The organism is Campylobacter concisus (assembly GCF_902460665.1).
GTDB lineage: Bacteria > Campylobacterota > Campylobacteria > Campylobacterales > Campylobacteraceae > Campylobacter_A > Campylobacter_A concisus_AL.
This window is the reverse complement of sequence record NZ_CABPUR010000002.1, coordinates 99,555-121,126: the sequence shown is the minus strand read 5'-3', so window position 1 is coordinate 121,126 and position 21,572 is coordinate 99,555. Positions and strand designations below refer to the sequence as shown.

The 21,572-nt window shown below is 38.2% G+C and carries 20 protein-coding genes; 12 read left to right on the top strand and 8 right to left on the bottom strand.

The annotated features are described in order from the left end of the window. Window position 1 precedes the first annotated feature (1 nt). The 7 genes from F3G66_RS03970 to F3G66_RS03940 form a co-directional block, all read right to left on the bottom strand. Window positions 2-679 (bottom strand): DUF799 domain-containing protein, encoded by a 678-nt coding sequence (locus tag F3G66_RS03970; protein ID WP_021091754.1) that lies wholly within the window; start codon window positions 677-679, stop codon window positions 2-4. Beyond that, entirely contained in the window at window positions 669-1,073 is a 405-nt protein-coding gene (locus tag F3G66_RS03965) for a DUF4810 domain-containing protein (protein WP_149707227.1), read from the bottom strand. Before F3G66_RS03965 ends, F3G66_RS03970 begins: the two co-directional genes overlap by 11 nt. Continuing rightward, window positions 1,058-1,726 (bottom strand): CsgG/HfaB family protein, encoded by a 669-nt coding sequence (locus F3G66_RS03960; RefSeq protein WP_072595399.1) that lies wholly within the window; start codon window positions 1,724-1,726, stop codon window positions 1,058-1,060. The genes F3G66_RS03965 and F3G66_RS03960 overlap by 16 nt, the downstream gene beginning before the upstream one ends. Before the next feature lie 47 nt (window positions 1,727-1,773). Further along, window positions 1,774-3,132: an MATE family efflux transporter gene (locus F3G66_RS03955; protein WP_149707226.1), complete on the bottom strand. Its 1,359-nt coding sequence runs from the start codon at window positions 3,130-3,132 to the stop codon at window positions 1,774-1,776. 77 nt (window positions 3,133-3,209) lie between these two features. Beyond that, window positions 3,210-4,541 (bottom strand): acetyl-CoA carboxylase biotin carboxylase subunit, encoded by a 1,332-nt coding sequence (locus F3G66_RS03950; protein ID WP_054197187.1) that lies wholly within the window; start codon window positions 4,539-4,541, stop codon window positions 3,210-3,212. Beyond that, window positions 4,541-4,987 (bottom strand): acetyl-CoA carboxylase biotin carboxyl carrier protein, encoded by a 447-nt coding sequence (accB, locus tag F3G66_RS03945; RefSeq protein WP_149707225.1) that lies wholly within the window; start codon window positions 4,985-4,987, stop codon window positions 4,541-4,543. The genes F3G66_RS03950 and accB overlap by 1 nt, the downstream gene beginning before the upstream one ends. Before the next feature lie 109 nt (window positions 4,988-5,096). After that, window positions 5,097-5,939, bottom strand: a complete 843-nt coding sequence (locus F3G66_RS03940) for a DUF3737 family protein (RefSeq protein ID WP_149707224.1) — start codon at window positions 5,937-5,939, stop codon at window positions 5,097-5,099. A 118-nt stretch (window positions 5,940-6,057) separates the two neighbouring features. On the opposite strand from F3G66_RS03940, the gene dcd reads away from it, so the two are divergent. The 11 genes from dcd to F3G66_RS03885 all read left to right on the top strand — a co-directional run bounded on the left by dcd (window position 6,058) and on the right by F3G66_RS03885 (window position 17,320). Then, window positions 6,058-6,618 (top strand): dCTP deaminase, encoded by a 561-nt coding sequence (gene dcd, locus F3G66_RS03935; protein WP_021091674.1) that lies wholly within the window; start codon window positions 6,058-6,060, stop codon window positions 6,616-6,618. Window positions 6,619-6,816: 198 nt separating this feature from the next. After that, entirely contained in the window at window positions 6,817-8,778 is a 1,962-nt protein-coding gene (locus F3G66_RS03930; protein ID WP_149707223.1) for a motility associated factor glycosyltransferase family protein, read from the top strand. A 3-nt stretch (window positions 8,779-8,781) separates the two neighbouring features. Further along, entirely contained in the window at window positions 8,782-9,969 is a 1,188-nt protein-coding gene (locus F3G66_RS03925; RefSeq protein ID WP_149707222.1) for a UDP-N-acetylglucosamine 4,6-dehydratase, read from the top strand. Continuing rightward, the gene (locus tag F3G66_RS03920; protein ID WP_149707221.1) at window positions 9,956-11,107 is read left to right on the top strand and encodes a LegC family aminotransferase; all 1,152 of its coding nucleotides are present in this window, start codon (window positions 9,956-9,958) and stop codon (window positions 11,105-11,107) included. Before F3G66_RS03925 ends, F3G66_RS03920 begins: the two co-directional genes overlap by 14 nt. 2 nt (window positions 11,108-11,109) lie before the next feature. Continuing rightward, on the top strand, window positions 11,110-11,721 hold the full coding sequence (locus F3G66_RS03915) for an acetyltransferase (RefSeq protein ID WP_149707220.1): 612 nt from the start codon (window positions 11,110-11,112) through the stop codon (window positions 11,719-11,721). A gap of 24 nt (window positions 11,722-11,745) precedes the next feature. Next, entirely contained in the window at window positions 11,746-12,747 is a 1,002-nt protein-coding gene (neuB, locus tag F3G66_RS03910; RefSeq protein WP_149707219.1) for an N-acetylneuraminate synthase, read from the top strand. Next, window positions 12,744-13,904: a UDP-N-acetylglucosamine 2-epimerase gene (gene neuC / locus F3G66_RS03905; RefSeq protein ID WP_149707218.1), complete on the top strand. Its 1,161-nt coding sequence runs from the start codon at window positions 12,744-12,746 to the stop codon at window positions 13,902-13,904. The genes neuB and neuC overlap by 4 nt, the downstream gene beginning before the upstream one ends. After that, on the top strand, window positions 13,901-14,947 hold the full coding sequence (locus F3G66_RS03900) for a nucleotidyltransferase family protein (RefSeq protein WP_149707217.1): 1,047 nt from the start codon (window positions 13,901-13,903) through the stop codon (window positions 14,945-14,947). The genes neuC and F3G66_RS03900 overlap by 4 nt, the downstream gene beginning before the upstream one ends. A 13-nt stretch (window positions 14,948-14,960) precedes the next feature. Continuing rightward, a complete protein-coding gene (locus tag F3G66_RS03895) occupies window positions 14,961-15,863 on the top strand; it encodes a Gfo/Idh/MocA family protein (protein ID WP_149707216.1) in 903 nt (300 codons plus the stop codon). Further along, a complete protein-coding gene (locus F3G66_RS03890) occupies window positions 15,856-16,563 on the top strand; it encodes an acylneuraminate cytidylyltransferase family protein (protein ID WP_149707215.1) in 708 nt (235 codons plus the stop codon). Before F3G66_RS03895 ends, F3G66_RS03890 begins: the two co-directional genes overlap by 8 nt. Further along, complete coding sequence (locus F3G66_RS03885; protein WP_149707214.1) at window positions 16,550-17,320, top strand: oxidoreductase; 771 nt, start codon at window positions 16,550-16,552, stop codon at window positions 17,318-17,320. Before F3G66_RS03890 ends, F3G66_RS03885 begins: the two co-directional genes overlap by 14 nt. 261 nt (window positions 17,321-17,581) lie before the next feature. Here F3G66_RS03885 and F3G66_RS03880 read toward each other — a convergent pair whose 3' ends face one another. Further along, window positions 17,582-19,087 carry a flagellin B gene (locus tag F3G66_RS03880; protein WP_149707213.1) on the bottom strand — a complete coding sequence of 502 codons (1,506 nt, stop codon included), beginning with the start codon at window positions 19,085-19,087 and terminating at the stop codon, window positions 17,582-17,584. Between the two features lie 188 nt (window positions 19,088-19,275). Between F3G66_RS03880 and topA the strand changes: the two genes are divergently transcribed. Beyond that, window positions 19,276-21,393 (top strand): type I DNA topoisomerase, encoded by a 2,118-nt coding sequence (gene topA / locus F3G66_RS03875; protein ID WP_188115840.1) that lies wholly within the window; start codon window positions 19,276-19,278, stop codon window positions 21,391-21,393. Window positions 21,394-21,572 lie beyond the last annotated feature (179 nt).

Sequence of the window (21,572 nt, the reverse complement as noted above, 5' to 3'; positions counted from 1 at the left end):
TTTATCTATCTTTATGAAGCTGTGCATCTTTGCCATAATACGGCGAATATGGTCCATAAAGTATGCAGTTATGACAATCTCTTGAAAATAAATAAGCATCTGCCATCACTGCTAGATCGTATGATCTATCTGAGATGGTATTTGCCACCTGCGAAATGACGGCTGAGACTAACATGCCAAGTAGGCTACTTTGGCCACTGCTGCTATCTTCTGCTGCTATGGCACTACCTTGCCAAAGAGTAGCGCCGCTTTTTATATCAATAAGCTTTGCTTCAAGGACAACCTTTGTTGAGCTTGAGATGACCGCATAGCTCGTGCCATAATCTTTTATATTGATGTAAAGCACACTATCAGCATGGAAAATTTTATCAAGCTTATTTAGTGGCACGGCTGCGATCTCGCTTGGCTCGGTTATGCCATTTAGCTTAAAGGTATCATTTACAAGAGCCACTGGAAATACATAGTATCCTGCCTCACTTAGTGGTGCGACTGCATTTGCCAAAACAGCAGCTGGACCTGAAATTTCTGTGCTATCGTTTGTTGGCATAAGCACTAAGATAGAGTGAGGTCTTTTTTGTAAAAATTCTGAGTAGTCGTATGGCTCAGGCTCTTTTATAGAGCAGCCCGTAAAAAATACTACCAAAAATATAGCGGCTATAAATTTCAGGCTATTTTTCATTATTTGCCCCCTCTTTTTGCTCTACTTTTTTTGGAGATAAATTTTTAGAGCCTTTGATGAAATTTATATACTCCCTTGACTCTGGGAAATTCTCTACTTCTTTGTCAAAATTTGCATTTGCAGCACCTAAATTTCCGTTATTTAGATACAAAAGTCCAAGGTGTGCGTATACGCCAGGAGCGATCTTATAGCCCTTTTGTGTTGATATCTGCACCAAATTTTCTAAGCGTGAAATTTGCTCGTTTGTATCACCCTCTTCATTTAGGTAGCTATATAGCGAGCTACTATATGATCCGTCCCAATAATAAAGTGATCTTGGACCACTTGAGTGGCCGCAGCCCGCTAAAAATAGCGCAAAAAGCGCAAGGCTGGCAAGCTTTATTTTACTTGCCATGCTCCACTTTCTATGCCATTTACTAGATTATTTACCGCTTCAATAATAGCTAGACTTAAAACCTTGCCATTTAGCGTAGAGTCGTATCCTGCTGTGCCGCCAAAGCCTATGATCTCTCTGTTTGAAAGGGTGTATTCGCCAGCACCGCTAACCGAATAGACAACCTCAGCTGTTTTGGTATCAACGATATTTAAATTTACCTTTGAATAGGCAGTTTGTTGCTTGCCTTTGCCAAGTATGCCAAATAACTGATGATCGCCTGTTGTCTTGCGACCAAACTCGGTCACATCACCGGTTATCACGTATCTTGCGCCTTTTAGATTTTGAGCGGTTTTACTTAGCTCGCTCTCTTGTTTGATCACTTTCATATTTGATCTATCAAGCACCAAAAATCTACCGCTTTGCTGTAAATTTGTGATCAAAATACTTTGAGCTTGGTTACCAAGCCTATCCTCGCCATCAGCAAATACACCATTTTGGTAAGCTGATTGATTATTAAATCGACCTATCGAAACTGAAATTTTTTGACCATTGTAAACTGTGCCGTAGCTTGCTACTTTTGGAGTCTCAACAACCCTTGAGCTCTCACTCGCACATCCAGCAAAAAGAGCTGCCGTAAGCAAAACCACACCAAATTTAAATACATTTTTCATTTTTTATCCTTTGCGACAAAATCGCTTGTATATTACTAAATTTCTTTTTAAATAGCTTTAAATTTCATCCATGTGCCTTTTAGGTATCTAATCGTAAAAAGCACCGCCTTTACAGCCCAGTCAGCAAACATCGCAAACCAAGTACCTATCATGCCAAGATCAAATGTGAGCGCAAAAATATAGGCCAAGATGACTCTACAAGCAAACATACAAACTAAATTTACAATCATCGGATATTTAGCATCCCCAGCTGCTCGAAAAACGGTCGGATATGTATAGGCAAGTGGCCAGATAAGACACATAGCGATACCGTGATACCAGACGATTTGCCTTGTTAAATTTATGGCTTCGTTTGAGAGATTATAAACAAGAAGCAGTGGCTCAAGTAAAAGCAAAATTACTGCCGTGCTAAAAAGCTGCACGATATAGATGCTTATCATCGATTTCTTTACGTAAAATTTAGCCTGAGCAAAGTCGTTCGCGCCGATGCATCTAGACACTACGACGCTTAGGCCTGTGCCTATCGCCATGCCAGGGAGCACTTGAAACATCACGATCGTCCCGCCCACGGCATTTGCAGCGATACTTGCTGTGCCAAAGAGTGAAACAAGGCTCAAAACGATGATGCGACCCACATAAAACATCGAATTTTCAAAGCCATAAGGCACTCCGATATTTAAAATTTTCTTGATGATCTCGTAGTCAAATTTATAGATAAAGCTCTTTCTTATGTGAAGTTTTAGCCTTATATCAAGAAGCAAATAGACTATAACAAAGCAAGCGAGTATCTTGGCTATAAGCGTACTGATGGCAATACCTAAAATGCCAGTATGAAATGTATAAATACTAATGGCAGTTAGAAGTACGTTTAATAAATTTGCAGCCGCCATAATATACATAGGTAGCTTTGCGTTTGACATCGTGCGAAAGATCGCCGCAGCTGCTGCATAGACAGCCAAAAATGGCGCGGAAATGGCAGAGAAAACAAGATAGTGGCTAGCATCATGCCTTACTTGCTCGCCAATATCGCCAAAGACATAATCTAGGATAATATCTTTTAAAACTATGATGACCGCTGCGATAAAAAGGGCAAAGATAAAACTAAACCAAACGAGCTGATTTGCTGTGATTTTGGCATTGCCACTTTGTTTATTACCAAGATACTGGCTAGCAACCACTGAGCCGCCAGTAGCGATAGCTGTAAAAATACTGATAAAAAGCGCCATGACAAACTCCACAAGACTAATCGCACTTACAGCGCTTTCACTAACACTTGCTGCCATTAGCGAGTTTGCAAGCCCTAAGCTATACTCTAAAAACTGCTCAACTGCAATAGGGAAAAATAGCTTCGCAAGATCGGCATTTGAGAAAAATTTTATATTTTGATCTTTGATTTTGTTTACCATGCTTCCCCTAAGATAAACTTAAAAATTTTAATATTTTTAAGCCAAGATCTGCTTTTTGCAAATCCTGACTTAAAAATTTAGTGTCTTGAAAGATAATTTGTATCGTAGTTATTGCTTAAAAAGTCTTTGTTTTCCATCATAGCGATGTGAAAATCTTTTGTTGTTTTTATGCCATTTATTATGAGCTGATCAAGAGCTACTTTCATTTTATGGATCGCCCTATTTCTATCAGTATCCCAAACCACAAGTTTGCCAATCATACTATCGTAATACGGCGGTATAGAGTAGTCTTGATAGATATGGCTATCCATTCTTACATTGCGGCCACCTGGGCAGACATATTTTGTGATCTTACCAGGACACGGCGTAAATGTATTTGGATCTTCAGCTGTTATCCTGCATTCGATCGCATGACCTTTTAGCTCAATACTCTCTTGTGATGGTAGTGCCTCACCTTCAGCCACTTTTATCATAAGCTCGATAATATCAAGTCCACTTACCATTTCGCTCACTGTGTGCTCAACTTGAAGTCTTGTATTCATCTCGATGAAGTAAAAGTCTAAATTTTTATCAACCAAAAACTCAAACGTACCAGCTCCCTCGTAGCCGATCGCTTTTGCCGCTTTTATGGCTGTTTCGTGAAGCCTCTCTCTTGTTTTTTCATCAAGTAAAATAGCTGGGCTCTCTTCAATCAGCTTTTGGTGGCGACGCTGCATAGAGCAATCACGCTCACCGATGTGAAGTACATTGCCATGGCTATCGCCAATTACTTGAACTTCGATGTGGCGTGGGTTTAGGATATATTTTTCCATATACATTGTGCCATCGCCAAATGCACTCATCGCCTCGCTCTCAGCAGACCAAAATGCTTTTTCTAAATCCTCTTCACGTTCAACCACGCGCATACCGCGTCCGCCACCACCTGCTGCAGCTTTTAAGATGACAGGATAGCCTATCTTTTTAGCTAGCTCTTTTGCAGCTTTTGTGTCAGCCACAGCGCCATCTGAGCCAGGGATGACTGGCACGCCAGCTCTTTGCATGACCTGTTTTGCCTTACTCTTGTCGCTCATCAAAGCCATCGCAGCGACACTTGGTCCTATAAATTTGATCTTGTGATGTGAGCAAATTTCAACAAAATTTTGATTTTCACTTAAAAAGCCATAACCAGGAAAAATAGCGTCTGCTTCGCTGATCTCAGCTGCACTTATGATAGCTGGGATATTTAGATAGCTATCGCTTGAGCGCTCTTTGCCGATGCAAATAGCTACGTCGGCATATTTTACGTAAAGTGCGTCTTTATCAGCGGTTGAATAGACTACAACGGCTTCTTTACCCATCTCCTTTATCGTTCGCAAAGCACGAAGAGCGATTTCGCCTCGGTTTGCGATTAAAATTCTTTTTAATTCCATTAATTTTTCTCCACGCCAAATAACGGCAATCCAAACTCAACTGGCTGTCCGTCAGAGACTAGCATCTCAGTGATCTGGCAGTCAAACTCGGCCTCGATCTCGTTCATTATCTTCATAGCCTCGATGATACCTACTACATCGCCTTTTCTTACTCTTTGACCTACTTTTACAAATGGAGCAGCGCCTGGGCTTGGAGCAGCATAGAAAGTACCTACCATAGGAGATTTTATGCTATCTTTTGGCGAGTTTGTGGCTGGTTTTACCTCTGAATTAACGACTACATTTACAGGTGCTGGAGCTGGTGCTTGTGCTACTGGTTTAGCAGGCGCGCAATAATCTGAAAATTTTTCAAGCTCTACCTCAAAATCACCACTTTTTATTTTGATATGATTCATCTCCATATCATTAAAAAATTCGATAAGCTCTTTTATATCTTCTTTTTTCATAGAAATTTCTCCTAAATTTTTATATAAGCGTCTAATTGTAGCGAAAATTAGATAAAAATTTTTTTTATGAAGCAAAAACGAGAACTCAAAGTTACTCTTTTTTGCTAAGTTATTTTTCAGTAATAATTATCTTAATATCTTTAGTATCCACTAAATTTTCATCGATGATGATCTCATCTATCTTTACTGCCCTTATCACGCCACTTTTTGGATTTTTTATACTTTTTATCGCTCCGCTTGTGCTTACATCGACACTTGAGTACTCAAACGCAAGACTCGTATCCATAAAAATGCAATCTTTTACGACCAAATTTTCCACGTAACAAAGTGCTTGCAAGCTCTTTATCGTGCAGTTTATGAGCGTCACATTTTTTGAGTTCCAAGCCAGATATTCGCCTGAGATTAGGCAGTTTTGCGCGGTCACGTTTTCGCAGTTCCAAAAAGCATCTTTTGAGATGAGTTTTGAGTTTGCAATGCGAAGGTTTTTGCAGCTATCAAAGCAGTAGTTTCCGTCTAAATTTAGCCCATCGATCTCTAAATTTTCGCTATTTGCCCCAAAGTAATCGCCTTTTGCAAAAACATTTTTTATCTTCACATCCTCACACCCCCAAAGTGTCTCGGCAGCGTCTGAAAAATTTACATTTTCTAGTAAAATTTGCGAGCTTTTTCTAAAGCTTTTTGGAGCATTTATGACCATATCCTTAAAGCTTAAATTTATGCTGTACCACATGCCAGCCCTTGCTAGAGGCTCCAAGTATCCGCCATTTAGCGTGATATCGCTTGCGTACCAAAGTGGGTATTTATAGGCAAAAACGCACTCATTTAGCTTTAAATTTGAGCTGTGCTTTAGCGGCGACTCGCCGTCTTCAAAGATACAATTTGTAAAATTTACACTTTTTGCCCCAAACATCGCACGCTCGCCAGTAAAAATTTCTGCATTTTTCTCTTGCATTTTTGTCCTTTATTAATTTTTGCTGTTAAAATTATACTAATTTTCATCTAATTTATTCGCTTTATTAAATTTACTTTAAAGACGTAAAGCGTTATAATCGCCCAAAAAAGGAGCAAAAATGGGCTTAAAGTCAGATTCTTGGATAAGAAAAATGTCGGTTGAGAAAAATATGATAGTGCCATTTGCCGAGGAGCAAGTGGGTCGTGGAGTCGTTAGTTACGGCGTTTCTAGCTACGGCTACGATATCCGCGTTGGTGATGAGTTTAAAATTTTTACAAACATCGGCGGAACCGTGGTCGATCCGAAAAATTTCGACGAGAAAAACGTGGTCGATTTTAAGGGCGATGTCTGCATCGTACCGCCAAATTCATTCGCTTTAGCGCGCACGATCGAGTACTTTAACATGCCTGATAATGTGCTAGCCATCTGCCTTGGTAAGAGCACATACGCAAGGTGCGGCATCATCGTAAATGTCACGCCTTTTGAGCCTGGATTTAAGGGGCATATCACGATAGAAATTTCAAACACGACGCCACTTCCTGCAAAAATTTATGCGAACGAAGGTATCGCTCAGGTGCTATTTATAGAGGGTGATGAGCCTTGCGAGGTGACTTATGCTGATAAAAATGGCAAATACCAAGCTCAAGAAGGCATCACACTGCCAAGAATTTTGAAGTAATTTTTATGCCTTTGTGACCTTGCAAAGGCTAAATTTAAATACTACTTTTACAATTTCCTCTAAACATTAATTAAAATTTGACGAAATAGAATCTAGAAAGATAAAAAAATTTTTAATAAATTTTAAAATTTTGGCATAGCTTTTGCTTAAATTTTCAGTGTTTTAATACTATACTTAGCATATTTTTTAAGGATATTCATGTCGGATAAAAAAAAGACAATAGAAAGAAATTTAAGTGGAATAACAAATCCTATTTTTGAAAAAAATCTTCAAGCACTATTTCAGCAAGATGAGATCTTGGCAGCTAGACTTTTTGGTATGAATATACAAACTAAATACGAAATCGTTCTAGATAAAAGTGATCCAATACACATAAATATCATCAATAAAGAATCTAATGAAACAATATATAAAGATCCGGTTGAAGAAATTAGTAAAATGCTTGATGATATAGAAAAAAAATACAAAAGATATCCAGGACTTTTCTTTTATGGCTTAGGAACTGGTATATTTTATAAAGCTTTGGCAAAAAATAAGACTCATAAAAAAATTGTTATCATAGAACCAGAACTTGAGATCATGCATCTTGTTTTAAATATTATTGATATATCAGATGAGCTTAAAGATGAACAAATTGTTCTTTTTTATTCCGAATTTGCTACATATGTGCAGTTTTACTATCTCGTATCGCATAGTGATTTAGATATATATGCTAAAACTTATAGCTTAATAATCCACTCTAACTATTATGATAATTTTGCAGATGACTATATCAAAATAAATAAAGATATAACAAGAGCTTTTTCTCAAAATGTAGTTTCCCATGGAAATAGCATAGATGATCTTCTAATAGGCACAAAACAGCATATCGAGAATCTACCTCATATGCTTACTAATTACTGCTATACAAATTTAGTTAAAAAAAGACATGGTCTTATGGATACAGCAATCATTGTTTCAACAGGTCCAAGCCTAGATAAACAGTTAGAAACACTTAAAAAATTTGCACCTTATGTAAGCATTATAAGTGTCGATGCATCTTATCCAATACTCGCAAGAAATGACATAAAGCCAGATTATGTAACATCAATTGAACGAATGATACCTACTTCTACATTTTTTGAAAAAAAGCACCCTGGATTTGATGATGATATAAATTTTATTGTAGCTTCAGTGACACACAGCCAAACTGTAAAAAATATATTACCTAGACGTTTAGTGCTTACGATGAGGCCTCAACAAGAAGAAAAAATGTTTAGACTCAACAAATATGGATATCTTGGCGTCGGACATAGTTGTGCAAATATGGCTTACCAGCTAGCGTATGTCTTAGGGCATAAAAATATTATTTTTATAGGTCAAGATCTTGCTTTTGGTAAAGATGGTGCAAGTCATGCCAAAGGTCACACTATCGCTCAGCCGGACGAAAACTTATACACCACTGCATATGGTGGTGAAGGAGAAGTAAGAACAACTTATGTATGGATGCTATTTAAAAATCAATTTGAAAATGATATCGAGCAAGCTAAATTAGAAGATATAAAATCATATAACTGCACTGAAGGTGGAGCTAGAATAAATGGTGCCATAGAGAAACCTTTTTTAGAAGTTATGAATGAGCTTTGCAAAGGTAAAAAAGTTAAAAATTTACCAAATATCAAAAAAGATAGCGATAAAGTAGCTAACAAAAATTTGTTAAAAGCCTATGAAGTAATACAAAACAAAATAAGAGTTCAAACACAAGCTAAAGAAAAAATAGAAAAAGTATTTTTAGAATTAACTCCAAAAATTGATAATTTTATGCTTTTAAGAGATAAGAATGAAATAAATACAAAGCATTTTAAACAGCTTGTAGGGATATCAAACAAGATAGATAAGCTTAAAAATTGTATATCTCATAAAAAGTATATGAGATATATAGAAAATATTTTTGCTATCTCGACTTATTATCAAGAACTAGAGCTTGCTAAAGTATCAGTAGCACCAAGTGATACAGACGAAGAAAAAACTAATAAATTAGTTGAGTGGATAGAATTTCATAAATACTGGCTATTTTCAGCAGCTGGCGGTATAAATGCGGATATAGAAACAACAAAAGAAGCCTCAAAACCTCTTATAAAAGAGCTTAAAAAACGTGGCATCTTTCCAAAAAAAGACTAAAGTATGGATATATTAAACCTAATAGGACGCACGAAAAATCTCTTTGAAGATGACATAAATGCACTTGATAAAGACCTAAAAGAGATAGTTTCAAGCTCAAGCTTTCTAGTTATCGGTGGGGCAGGATCTATAGGCTCTGCCGTGACAAAAGAGATCTTTATAAGAGACCCCGAAAAACTCTACGTCGTTGATATCTCTGAAAACAACCTTGTTGAGCTAGTGCGTGACATAAGAAGTGAGTTTGGATATATAAATGGTGACTTTAAAACTTTTGCCATAGATGTCGCAAGTGCCGAGTTTGACGCACTTTTGGCACAAAGTGGTGGATTTGACTACGTGTTAAATTTATCAGCGCTAAAGCATGTTAGAAGTGAAAAAGATCCATTTACACTCATGAGGATGCTTGAAACAAATATCCTTAACACTGACAAAACGCTGGCTCAAGCCTTTAGTATGAAGTCAAAAAAATACTTTTGCGTTAGCACCGATAAGGCCGCAAATCCTGTAAATTTAATGGGAGCTAGCAAGCGCATCATGGAGATGTTTGCGTTTAGGCACTCTTTAAATATCGACGTCTCAATGGCTAGATTTGCAAACGTGGCATTTAGTGATGGCTCACTTCTTTTTGGCTTTCAAAAGCGTATAGAAAAGTCTCAGCCTATAGTCGCCCCAAACGACGTCAGGCGCTACTTCCTAACGCCAAAAGAGAGCGGCGAGCTTTGTCTTTTAAGTACCATTTTTGGTGAAAATAGAGATATATTTTTCCCAAAACTAGATAAAAATTTAGACCTTATAACATTTAGCGAGATAGCCAAGCGCTACTTGGCTAATTTAGGATACGAGCCATTTTTATGTGAAAATGAGGAGGAGGCTAGAAAGCTTGCAAAAGAGCTTCCAAAAGATGGCTGTTACCCTTGCCTTTTTACGCCTAGCGACACGACTGGAGAGAAGGACTATGAGGAGTTTTTTGTTGACGGTGAAAGGCTTGACATGCAAAGGCTTCAAAATATCGGCATAGTAAAAAATGACGCAAATTTTGACAGCAAAAAGCTAGAAATTTTTAAAAACAATATTTTAAATTTAAAATCAAGCTTGACATGGAGCAAAGAGGACGTTTTACGCGAAGTTTTCGAGCTCATACCAAATTTTATGCATAAAGAAACAGGAAAATATCTCGATGAGAAAATGTGATTTTGACGAGGTTTTGAAATTTATAAAAAGCACCTTTGGTAAGGACAAAGTCCCACTTCACGAACCTAAATTTATAGGCAATGAGAAAAAATATCTGCTAGAGTGCATCGACTCTAGCTTTGTCTCAAGCGTCGGTAAATTTGTAGATGAGTTTGAGAGCAAGCTAGCTCAAATGGTAGGTACTAAATTTGCAGTCGCTACGACAAATGGCACCTCTGCGCTTCATATCTGTCTAAAGCTAGCCGGTGTTGGGCAAAATGATGAAGTGATTACGCAACCAGTTACCTTTATAGCCACTTGCAATGCCATTAGCTACCTTTTTGCAAAGCCAGTTTTTGTGGATGTTGACCTTGATACGCTTGGTATGTCGCCAGCGGCGCTTAGTGAGTTTTTAGAGAGAAACTGCGAGCTAAAGGGTGGCAACTGCGTAAATAAAACTAGCGGCAGGATAGTGCGTGCTTGCGTGCCTATGCATACTTTTGGGCTGCCTTGCAAGATAGATAAGATAGCTGAAATTTGCAAGCGTTGGAATATCTCTTTGGTAGAAGACTGCGCCGAGAGCCTTGGTAGCTACTATAAAGGCACTCATACGGGAAATTTTGGCAAGCTTGCGGCCATGAGCTTTAATGGCAATAAGATCGTCACAAGCGGAGGTGGCGGAGCTATCGTCACAAACGATGAGGAGATAGCAAAGCACGCTAAATTTATCACCACAACGGCCAAGGTGCCACATCCTTTTGAATACCGCCACAGCGAGATCGGCTACAACTACCGCTTGCCAAATTTAAATGCAGCTCTGCTTGTGGCGCAGCTAGAAAATTTAGAGCTATTTTTAGAGAGTAAACGCGAGCTAGCGATGATCTATAAAGAGTATTTTTCTAAATTTGATGATGTGAAATTTATAGATGAGCCAGCGAACGCTAGGTCAAATTTTTGGCTAAATGCGGTGCTGTTTGAAAGCCATGAAAAACGAGATGAGTTTTTGAAATTTAGTAATGAAAATGGCGTTTTTACGCGTCCTATCTGGCAGCTCATGAATGAGCTTGATATGTTTAAGGACTGCCAAAGAGACGAGCTAAAAAATGCTAAATTTTTAAGCGATAGGATAGTAAATATCCCAAGCAGCGCAAGAGTTTAGTCGTGCAAGATATAGTTTTAGTAGGTGGCGGTGGGCACTGTAAAAGTGTGATAGATGTCATCGAGAGCGAAGCTAAATTTAATATAATTGGCATCATAGATACAGCAGAAAATATTGGCAAAAAGGTGCTTGGCTATGAGATCATCGGTAGCGATGATGATCTGGTTAAGGTTTTTAAATCATGCAAAAATGCTGTGGTGACGGTTGGGCAGATAAAAAGTAGCGAGCCTAGAAAAAGGCTGTTTGCGCTACTAAAAGAGATAGGTTTTATACTTCCAACCATAGTCTCGCCACTTGCGTATATCTCAAAGCACGCAAGTGTAGGTGAGGGAACGGTTGTGATGCATCATGCCTTGATCAACGCTGGTGCAAGTGTCGGCAAAAACTGCATCATAAACACAAAAGCACTTGTTGAGCATGACGCAACTATCGGCGATCACTGCCATATCTCAACAGCAAGTGTGGTAAATGGCGGCGTTGTCGTGCAGGATGGGACATTCTTTGGTAGCAATGCAACTAGCAAAGAGTATATAGTGATAGGTAAAAATTCTATCATAGGTGGCGGAACTAGCGTGATGAGAAGCTTGGAGCAAAACGCTTTTATAAAGGTATAAAACTAGAATTTTAAAGGAATTTTGATGTCAAATAGGGTTTTTATCATAGCTGAGGCTGGAGTAAATCACAATGGTGATATAAATTTAGCCAAAAAATTGATCGATGTAGCAGCCAAAGCTAGCGCTGATGCGGTGAAATTTCAGACCTTTAAAGCTCAAAATCTTGTTTCAAAAAACGCACAAAAGGCTAGCTATCAAAAAGAAACTACCGATAAAAATGAAAGCCAGTTTGAGATGATAAAAAAGCTTGAACTAGATGAGAACACGCATAAAGAGCTCATAGCCTACTGTAAGCAAAAAAATATCACTTTTCTCTCAACTCCTTTTGATAGCGACAGTATAAAGCTCCTTGATGAGTTGGGGCTTAGCACATTTAAGATCCCAAGTGGCGAGATAACAAATTTACCTTATCTTAGGCAGATAGGTGGGCTTAATAAAAAGATCATTCTCTCAACTGGCATGGCAAATTTAGGTGAGGTGGAAGCCGCGATAGAAACACTTGTAAAAAGTGGTACGAAACGTGAAAACATAAGCCTTCTTCATGCAAATACGCAGTATCCAACGCCAATGGAAGATGTAAATTTAAAGGCGATGATAACTCTTAAAAATGCCTTTGGTCTTGAGGTCGGATATAGCGATCATACGCTTGGCATCGAGGTCGATATCGCAGCGGTTGCCATGGGCGCAAAGATCATAGAAAAGCACTTTACGCTTGATAAGAGCTTGCCCGGACCTGATCATAAGGCTAGCCTTGAGCCAGACGAGCTAACGGCTATGGTTAGGGGCATTAGAAATATCGAGCTAGCGCTTGGAGACGGACTAAAGCACTTTAGCAAAAGCGAGAGCGAAAATATCAAAATAGCTAGAAAGTCTATCGTGGCAAAACGAGATATAAAAAAGGGTGAAATTTTTAGCGAGCAAAACATCTGTGTAAAACGTCCAGGAGACGGCATAAATCCTATGAGGTGGGATGAGGTAATCGGGCAAATTTCACAAAAAGACTATAAACAAGATGAACTGATATGAGAAAAATTTGTGTCGTTACAAGCACCAGAGCTGAATATGGCCTGCTTTACTGGCTCTTAAAAGAGATCGAGGCAGATAGCGAGCTTAAGCTTCAGCTTATTGTTACTGGCATGCACTTAAGTCCTGAATTTGGGCTCACATATAAAGAGATAGAAAAAGAATTTAAGATAGATAAAAAGATAGAAATTTTAAGTAGCTCGCATACAAGTCTTGATATTTGCGCTGAGATGGCAATAGTTTATGAAAAATTTGCTTCAGCATTAGCTGAGCTTAAGCCTGATATATTAGTGCTTCTTGGCGATAGATATGAGATATTTGGTGTAGCAGGTGTCGCTAGTATCATGCAGATACCAATAGCGCATATCCATGGCGGTGAGACCACACAGGGAGCATTTGACGAAGCTTTTAGACACAGCATAACAAAGATGAGCCATATACATTTTGCAGCTACAAGAGAGTATGCAAATCGTATAATCCAGCTAGGAGAAGAACCTAGCAGAGTCTTTAATGTCGGCGGTCCTGGCATTGAAAATATAAAAAAGCTAAATTTACTAAATAAAGATGAGTTTGAAAAGTCTATAAATTTTAAGCTCACTAAAAAAAATATACTAATCACATTTCATCCGGTAACACTTGAAAATAGTAGTGCAAAAGAGCAATTTAGCGAGCTTTTAAAAGCAATAGATGAGTTAAAAGATACAAATTTTATCTTTACGAAGGCAAATAGCGATACAGATAGTGATGTGATAAATAACATGATAGACGAGTATGTGAGTAAAAATTCACAAAAAGCTGTGGCATTTGCTTCACTTGGGCAGCTGAGATATCTAAGTGCGATAAAATTTGTTGATATAGTCCTAGGGAATAGCTCAAGTGGCCTTTCAGAAGTCCCAAGCTTTAAAAAGGCCACCATAAATATAGGCGACCGCCAAAAAGGACGTGCAAAAGCTAGCAGTGTGATAGACGTTAGGCCCGTTAAAGAAGAAATTTTAGCCGCTATCAAAAGGGTATATTCAAAAGAATTTGAGCAAATTTTAAAAGATACTACCAATCCATATGATGGTGGTAATTCAAGCAAAAAAATGGTTAAAATTTTAAAAGAGATCGAGCTAGATAGTATTTTGAAAAAGAAATTTTATGATATAGGTTTAAAATGAGAATAGTAAACGATATAAAGCTAAGCATAAATTCAACCATAAAAGATGCCCTGCAAACAATCAATAATGGCGGACTCCAAATAGCTATTGTCGTGGATGAAAACGATAGCCTTGTAGGTACAGTAACAGATGGTGATATCAGGCGCGGACTATTAAATGGTCTTGATCTAAATAGCAACATAAATCTCATAGTACACAAGAGTCCAAGTACTGCAAATGTTGGCGACACAAAAGAGTCAATACTAAAAATAGCCCTTGCTAAAAAGCTTCATAAAATCCCACTAATAGATGAGCTTGGAAAGCTAGTTGGCATAGAAGATATCGAAGACATTATAAAACCGGTCAGCAAAACAAACAAAGTTATTTTAATGGTAGGAGGCCTTGGTACTAGGCTTAGACCACTTACAAAAGATACTCCAAAGCCGATGCTAAAGGTCGGAAATAAGCCGATACTTCAAACGATAGTTGAGAAATTTGCAGAGTATGGCTTTGTAAACATCACGATGTGTGTAAATTTTAATGCAGACATCATCAAGGACTATTTTGGTGACGGCAAAGAATTTGGAGTAAACATTGACTACATTTTAGAGCAAAAAAGAATGGGTACAGCAGGTGCATTAAGCCTACTTAAAGAGCGACCAAACGAACCATTTTTTGTAATGAATGGCGATCTTCTTACAAATGTAAATTTCGAGCATATTTTTAACTACCATACACTAAATAAAGCGACGGCTACAATGTGTGTAAGAGAGTATGACTACGAAGTGCCTTATGGCGTTGTAAAAATGAATGACAACAAGATAGTAGAGATCTCAGAAAAACCGGTGCAGAAATTTTTTGTAAGTGCTGGGATATATATGCTCTCGCCGGAAATTTTAGATCTAATACCAAAAAATGAGTTTTACGATATGCCAACTCTTTTTGAGAAAGCAATAAGCAAAGAAAAAAACGTCATCTCGTTTCCTATACATGAGTACTGGATCGATATAGGCCGCTTAGAAGAGTATCAAAAAGCAAATGAAGAATATGCAAAAATATTTTGATTGGATATTTTAAATGAAAGCTCTTATCTTAGGCTATGGTTCGATTGGTAAAAGGCATTGCGAAGTACTAGAAGCTTTACCGCAGATAGATGAGATCTGCCTCGTTACTAGCCAAGATGTAGTTGGGAAAATTTGTTACAAAAGTTTAGAAGAAGTCTCAAATTTAGATAAGTTTGACTACTTTGTCATAGCAACTCCTACATTTTTACATCTGCAAAATTTAAAATTTCTAGACGAGAAAGTAAAAGATAAAACAATACTTTGTGAAAAGCCTTTGTTTGAGAAATTTTACGATTTTACACCAAAAAACAACAAAATTTTTGTAGGCTACGTACTTAGATTTCATCCGCTTTTACAAAAACTAAAAGAGTTTTTGGAGAGTGAAAAAATTTTGTACATAAACGCTAGTTGTGGACAGTATCTACCAAGCTGGAGAAATGGAGACTATACAAAATGTTATAGTGCTAGTAAAGAAAAAGGCGGTGGAGTTTTGCTAGATCTTAGCCATGAGTTAGACTATACCATGTGGCTGTGTGGCAAATTTAAGAGCATAATAAGCTTTCAAGATAAAATCTCAAATTTGCAGATAACAAGCGATGATTTATGTTTAATCTTTGGTAAAACAGATAATAATGTAGTAGCCAATATAAGCATTGACTATCTGAGCCACATTACGCATAGAAACGTGCGAGTGGAGTGCGAAGGCTCAACTTATGAGCTTGATTTCATAAAAGGTACTCTCATAAAACAAGATATCAATAGGCAAATTTTTAACATGCCAAATTTGGCAAGAAATGAGATGTTTTTAGCTATGCATAAAGATGTCTTGGATGAGCAAAGATACGTTTGTGGCTTTAACGAAGGACAAGATACTATGGGCGTAATAGATCAAATTCAAAGGCAAAATAATGAGTAATGTTTTATGTACGATATGTGCGAGAGGCGGTAGTAAGGGCGTAAAGGGGAAAAATGTACGTGAGCTTTGTGGAAAACCACTTATCGCTTACACCATAGAGCAAGCCAAAGAGTCAAATTTATTTGAACATATAGTAATTAGTACTGATAGCGATTTGATCGCAGAAACGGCAGTAAAATACGGTGCAGAAGTCTTTTTTAAAAGAGATGCTGCTATGGCCAGCGATACAGCTGGAAAGCTTGATGTGATAAAAGATGCTTTTTTAAAAAGCGAACAACATTACGCACAAAAATTTGATTATGAGATTGATCTTGATGCAACAGCTCCACTTCGTGATGTAAGTGATATCATAAACGCTTACAAGCAGTTTTTAAGCGATGAAAATGACAATCTAATAACCGCAATGCCAAGCAGAAGAAGCCCATACTTTAACTTGGTTGAAATTTATCCTGACGGACATGTGGGGCTTGCAAAAACTTTAGCAAAAGCCATTGTAAGACGACAAGATGCACCAAAGACTTATGATATGAACGCTTCTATCTATATCTGGAAACGTGAAGCCTTGCTAAATAACGATACATTGTTTTTGCCAAAAACTGGGCTTTATGTGATGAGTGAGAATAGATCAATCGATATAGATTGTGAACTGGATTTTAAATTTGTAGAGTTTTTAATGAAGGAAAAAAATGCTAACAGATAAAGTCATAGTAGTAACAGGAGGAGCTGGTAGGATAGGAAGTGCTTTCATAAGAGCCATCGCTAGTCAAAACGGAGTTGGAGTAATAGCAGAAGTCGACACAAAAAGAGCAATTTTACTAAAAGATGAGATAAAAACCTCAAACAAAGATGCGAAAATCGAAGTTTTACAAATTGACATCAGTGACGTAAATTCTGTTAATGAAGCCATAAATTTCTTACACTCAAAATATGGCCACATAGATGCACTGGTAAATAACGCCTATCCAAAAAATAAAAATTACGGTAAGAAATTTTTTGAGATAGATATGAATGATTTCAATGCCTTCTTAAATTTACACCTTGGCGGATACTTTAATATCTCGCAAAATTTTATAAAATACTTTTTAGAGCAAGGTCACGGTAATATCATAAATATCTCATCCATACAAGGTATCGGAGCTCCTGCTTTTGAGACCTACGAGGGAACAAATATGCACTCTCCTGTCGAATATACAGTAGTAAAACATGGCCTTCTTGGCATGACAAAATACATGGCAAAGATGTTTAAAAAAGACAATATTCGAGTAAACGCTATAAGTCCTGGAGGAATTTTAGATGGGCAGCCTGAGCCATTTTTAAGCCAATATAAAAAAAGATGTGGCATGAAGGGAATGCTTGATGCAAATGATATTTGCGGTGCTTTGATTTATTTACTAAGCGATGTATCAAAATATGTAAATGGACAAAATATAGTAGTTGATGATGGATTCAGCTTATAATTTAAAGCCTTAGTTTATTACTAAGACTTTAAGCATCAAATTTAATATGAGTGTTTTAAAATCTCATATACAAAGTTTAAGATATTTTATTGATTGCAAAAGTATGAAACCCCAAAGCTAAGCTTTGGGGCGTGGGTTTGCGTATTGTAAAAGCATTAACACTCTTAAGGCTTTGTACTGCAACAAAGCCTCTATTTAAAACCTTAATTAACTACTGTAGTAGCTTCATTACGTTTTCAAGGAAACTTCACTCAGCTCCTACTATTGTAGTAGCTTCATTACGTTTTGTTGTACGCTATTTGCTTGACTCATAGCATAAGCACCTGATTGAGCTAGGATGTTATGTTTTGAGAAGTTAGCAGACTCGCTAGCAAAATCAACATCTCTAATTTGAGATTCTGCTGATTTTACGTTAACTTGAGTTACAGTGATGTTATTAACTGTAGCTTGAAGTTGGTTTTGAACTGAACCAAGGTCTGAACGAATTTGATCAAGTGTTTTTTGAGCAGACTCAGCAATACTCATAACAGCCATTGCGCCACGAAGTGTCATAACACCAGCAGATTGAGCTACTGATAAAGCTCCACTCATTCTTTGGAAGCCCATAGCAGTTGCTAGGTTTTTATCTATTTGACCTCTTACATCTCTTAGGGATACTGATTGTTGAGCACCACCATTAGCAGAGAATGCTATTGATAGCTTAGTATTACCACCACCTACTAGTTTGATATCTCTACCATCAAGACGAACTAGATTTAGTCTACCTACAAAGCCGGTTAAAGATGTACCTTTGGCAGCTGCACCTTTACCACCAAGACCTTTTGAGATATCTTTGCCACTTGCGATTATAGCACGACCATCACGGCTTGTTAGTACCATTTTACCTGTTTCAGCATCAACAGAAGCTTCAACACCGGTTTGATCTTTTACAGAGTTGATAGCATTTACAAGTGCGCCGTTTGAGTCATTTGCTTTAACATCTAAGTCGCCGATTTTAACGCCATTGATTGTTAAAGACTGAATTAAACCGCCAGCGATAGCAGCACTTGCTTTCCAAGTAACATCGGCTGTAGCTCTAACGCCGGTTTTATCAGCAACTTTGTTGATATTCTCAGCTAAAGCACCAAGACCTTGTCCAATACCTGTTCCAATAGTAGCACCTGTAACGCCAACATCATTTACACCATCAACGTTTAAGAATTTAAGATTTACTGCGCCCATACCTGTAAGAAGTTTTGAACTCTCGAAACGTGTAAGACCGATCTTATCAGACGTAGTCGCACCAATACTTGCTTTAACAGTTTGGTTTGAGTAAGCACCTATTTGGAATTCTTTATTAGAGAATGTTCCGTTTAGTAATTGCTGACCGTTAAATGAAGTAGTGTTACCGATATTGTCAAGCTCTTCCATTAGACGAACGATATCAGCTTGCAATGCTTGGCGTGATTGAGTTGTTTGGCCGTCTTGAGCTGATTGAGTAGCTTTTGTCTTGATAGTATCAAGAATTTTTAGCTGCTCGTCCATAGCTTTATCGGCAACTTGAATGATACCAATAGCATCATTACCGTTTGCAATAGCTTGACCTAAAGCTGAAGCTTGACTTCTTAAGCTATCTGCAATAGATAGACCTGAAGCATCGTCTGCAGCTGTTTGAATCCTAAGACCTGAGCTAAGTTTGTTAAGTGACTTAGATAGGTCAGTGTTGTTGCTAACTGCGTTAGCATGTGTGTTAAGTGCGTTTACGTTTGTGTTAATACGAAAACTCATTGTAAATCCTTTTAATTTTTTAGTTACGACTTCTTGTCGCACAAAAACTATATCGTGAAATTTTTTAAAAACTTTATAGGCATGAATAAAAAAATTTTAAAAGAATGAAGATGGATTTGATTTTTTATGCCTTGATACTTTAAAAATTATTTTTGCTACAATTACGCCAAAAAAATTAAAGGCTATATATAATGAAAAGCTTAATTATCGTGGAATCTCCCGCAAAAGCAAAAACTATCAAAAATTTCTTAGACAAAAGCTACAACGTCATCGCCTCAAAAGGCCACATCAGAGACCTGCTAAAAACAAGCTTTGGCATCAAGATAGAGGATGATAAATTTACCCCAGAGTATCGCATCAGTAGCGATCACTCCGCCATCGTAAAAGAGATAAAAGAGCTTGCCAAGGGTGCTGATGAAATTTACCTCGCGACCGATGAGGATAGAGAAGGTGAGGCGATCGCATTTCACATCGCAAATGCTATCGGCAAAGAGCCAACAAGCCTGCCTCGCATCGTCTTTCACGAGATCACCAAAAGCGCCATACAAAACGCTCTAAAAAGCCCAAGACACGTCGATATGAACAGCGTCAATGCCCAGCAAACAAGGCGCTTGCTAGACCGCATCGTTGGCTACAAGCTAAGCCCGCTTTTAAATTTAAAGATACAAAAAGGCTTAAGCGCTGGACGTGTGCAAAGTGCAGCACTAAAGATAATAGTTGACCGCGAGCGTGAAATCCAGGCGTTTAAACCAGTTGAATACTACACTATTGACACCATTTTCAAAAAAGATTTAGACGCTGAGCTGGTTAAATTTGAAAACCAAAAGATCGAAAAGCTCACTATCCAAAATCCAGACCGCGCAAAATACATCATCGAAAATTTACAAAATGAGAAATTTAGCGTCCGTGAGATCGAGAGCAAGGATAGAAAGATCCAGCCAAGTCCGCCATTTATGACATCAACACTTCAGCAAAGTGCGAGCAACCGCCTTGGCTTTAGCCCTAAAAAGACCATGATGATCGCGCAAAGCCTCTATGAGGGTGTACAAACAAACGAGGGTTTCATGGGTGCGATCACTTACATGAGAACGGACAGCTTAAATTTAGCCAAAGAGGCCGTTGCAGCCGCTAGAGAGCATATATTGCAAAACTACGGCAAAGAGTATCTGCCAGCCAAAGCGATAAGCTACACTACAAGCTCAAAAGGCGCGCAAGAAGCCCACGAAGCGATCCGCCCTACAAATTTAAACTTCACGCCACAAATAGCGGCTAAATTTTTAGAAAAAGACGCACTCAAACTCTACACGCTCATCTACAATAGATTTTTAGCCTGCCAAATGAGCGCATGTGTGAGCCAAACGCAAAATGTCTATGTCGCAAGCGAAAAAGGCGAGTTTAAGATAAGCGGCAGAAAGGTGCTATTTGACGGCTTTTACAAGGTTTATGGCGAGCTTGATAAGGATAAAATTTTGCCAAATTTAAAAAAGGGCGATAAGATGAGCTTGCAAAGCATAAAAAGCACGCAAAATTTCACCGAGCCACCAGCTAGGTACTCAGAAGCTGGCCTTGTTAAAAAGCTTGAAAGCCTTGGCATTGGCCGTCCAAGTACCTACGCACCGACTATCACACTGCTAACCTCAAGAGACTACGTGAGAGTCGAGAAAAAGCAGCTCATACCAAACGAGATCGCATTTAGCATGATAGGCGTTTTGGAGGAGCACTTTAGCAACATTGTCGATAGTGAATTTACCTCACATCTTGAAGAAAAGCTCGATGAGATCGCGCTTGACAAGGCTGACTGGCAAAAGGTGCTAAGCGACTTTTACTATCCATTTATGGAAAAAATTAGCGCTGGCAAAACTGGAATAAAAAGCCTAAAAACAGCTACTCCAATCGGCGAGAAGTGCCCAGAGTGCGGAAGCGAGCTAGTGCTTAGAAAGGGCAGATACGGCGAGTTTATCGCTTGCTCAAATTTCCCAAAATGCAAATACTCAAGAAACATCGCAAAAGATAATGAAAAGAGCACAGAGGCCAGCACTACTGCGGCAGCTAAACCAAAACGTGAGCTTAAAAAGCTTGATGTGCCATGTCCAAAATGCGGCGGCGAGATCGTCGAGAGATTTAGCAGGCGCGGTAAATTTTATGGATGTGCCAACTATCCAAAATGCGACTTCATCTCAAACTACGAGCCAGTCGCGCAAAAATGCGATGAGTGCGGCGGCGATATGATCAAAAAAGAGCTTAAAAAAGGTACATTTATAGAGTGCACAAAATGCAAAAAAAAGACGCTTATCTCTGAAAACTAAAAAATTCTAGCCAAATTTGAGTCCTTGAGCCTAAATTTGGCTTTTATAAATTTGGAATTTAAATGCCTGACACCACCGCTAAGCTTAGCCAGCATAAAGGGCAAAAACCTCGTCACCAACTACACTCAGTTAGAGGGCAGCTTCACATCGTAGCACTCACTTTTTGGGCTTTTTGGCAA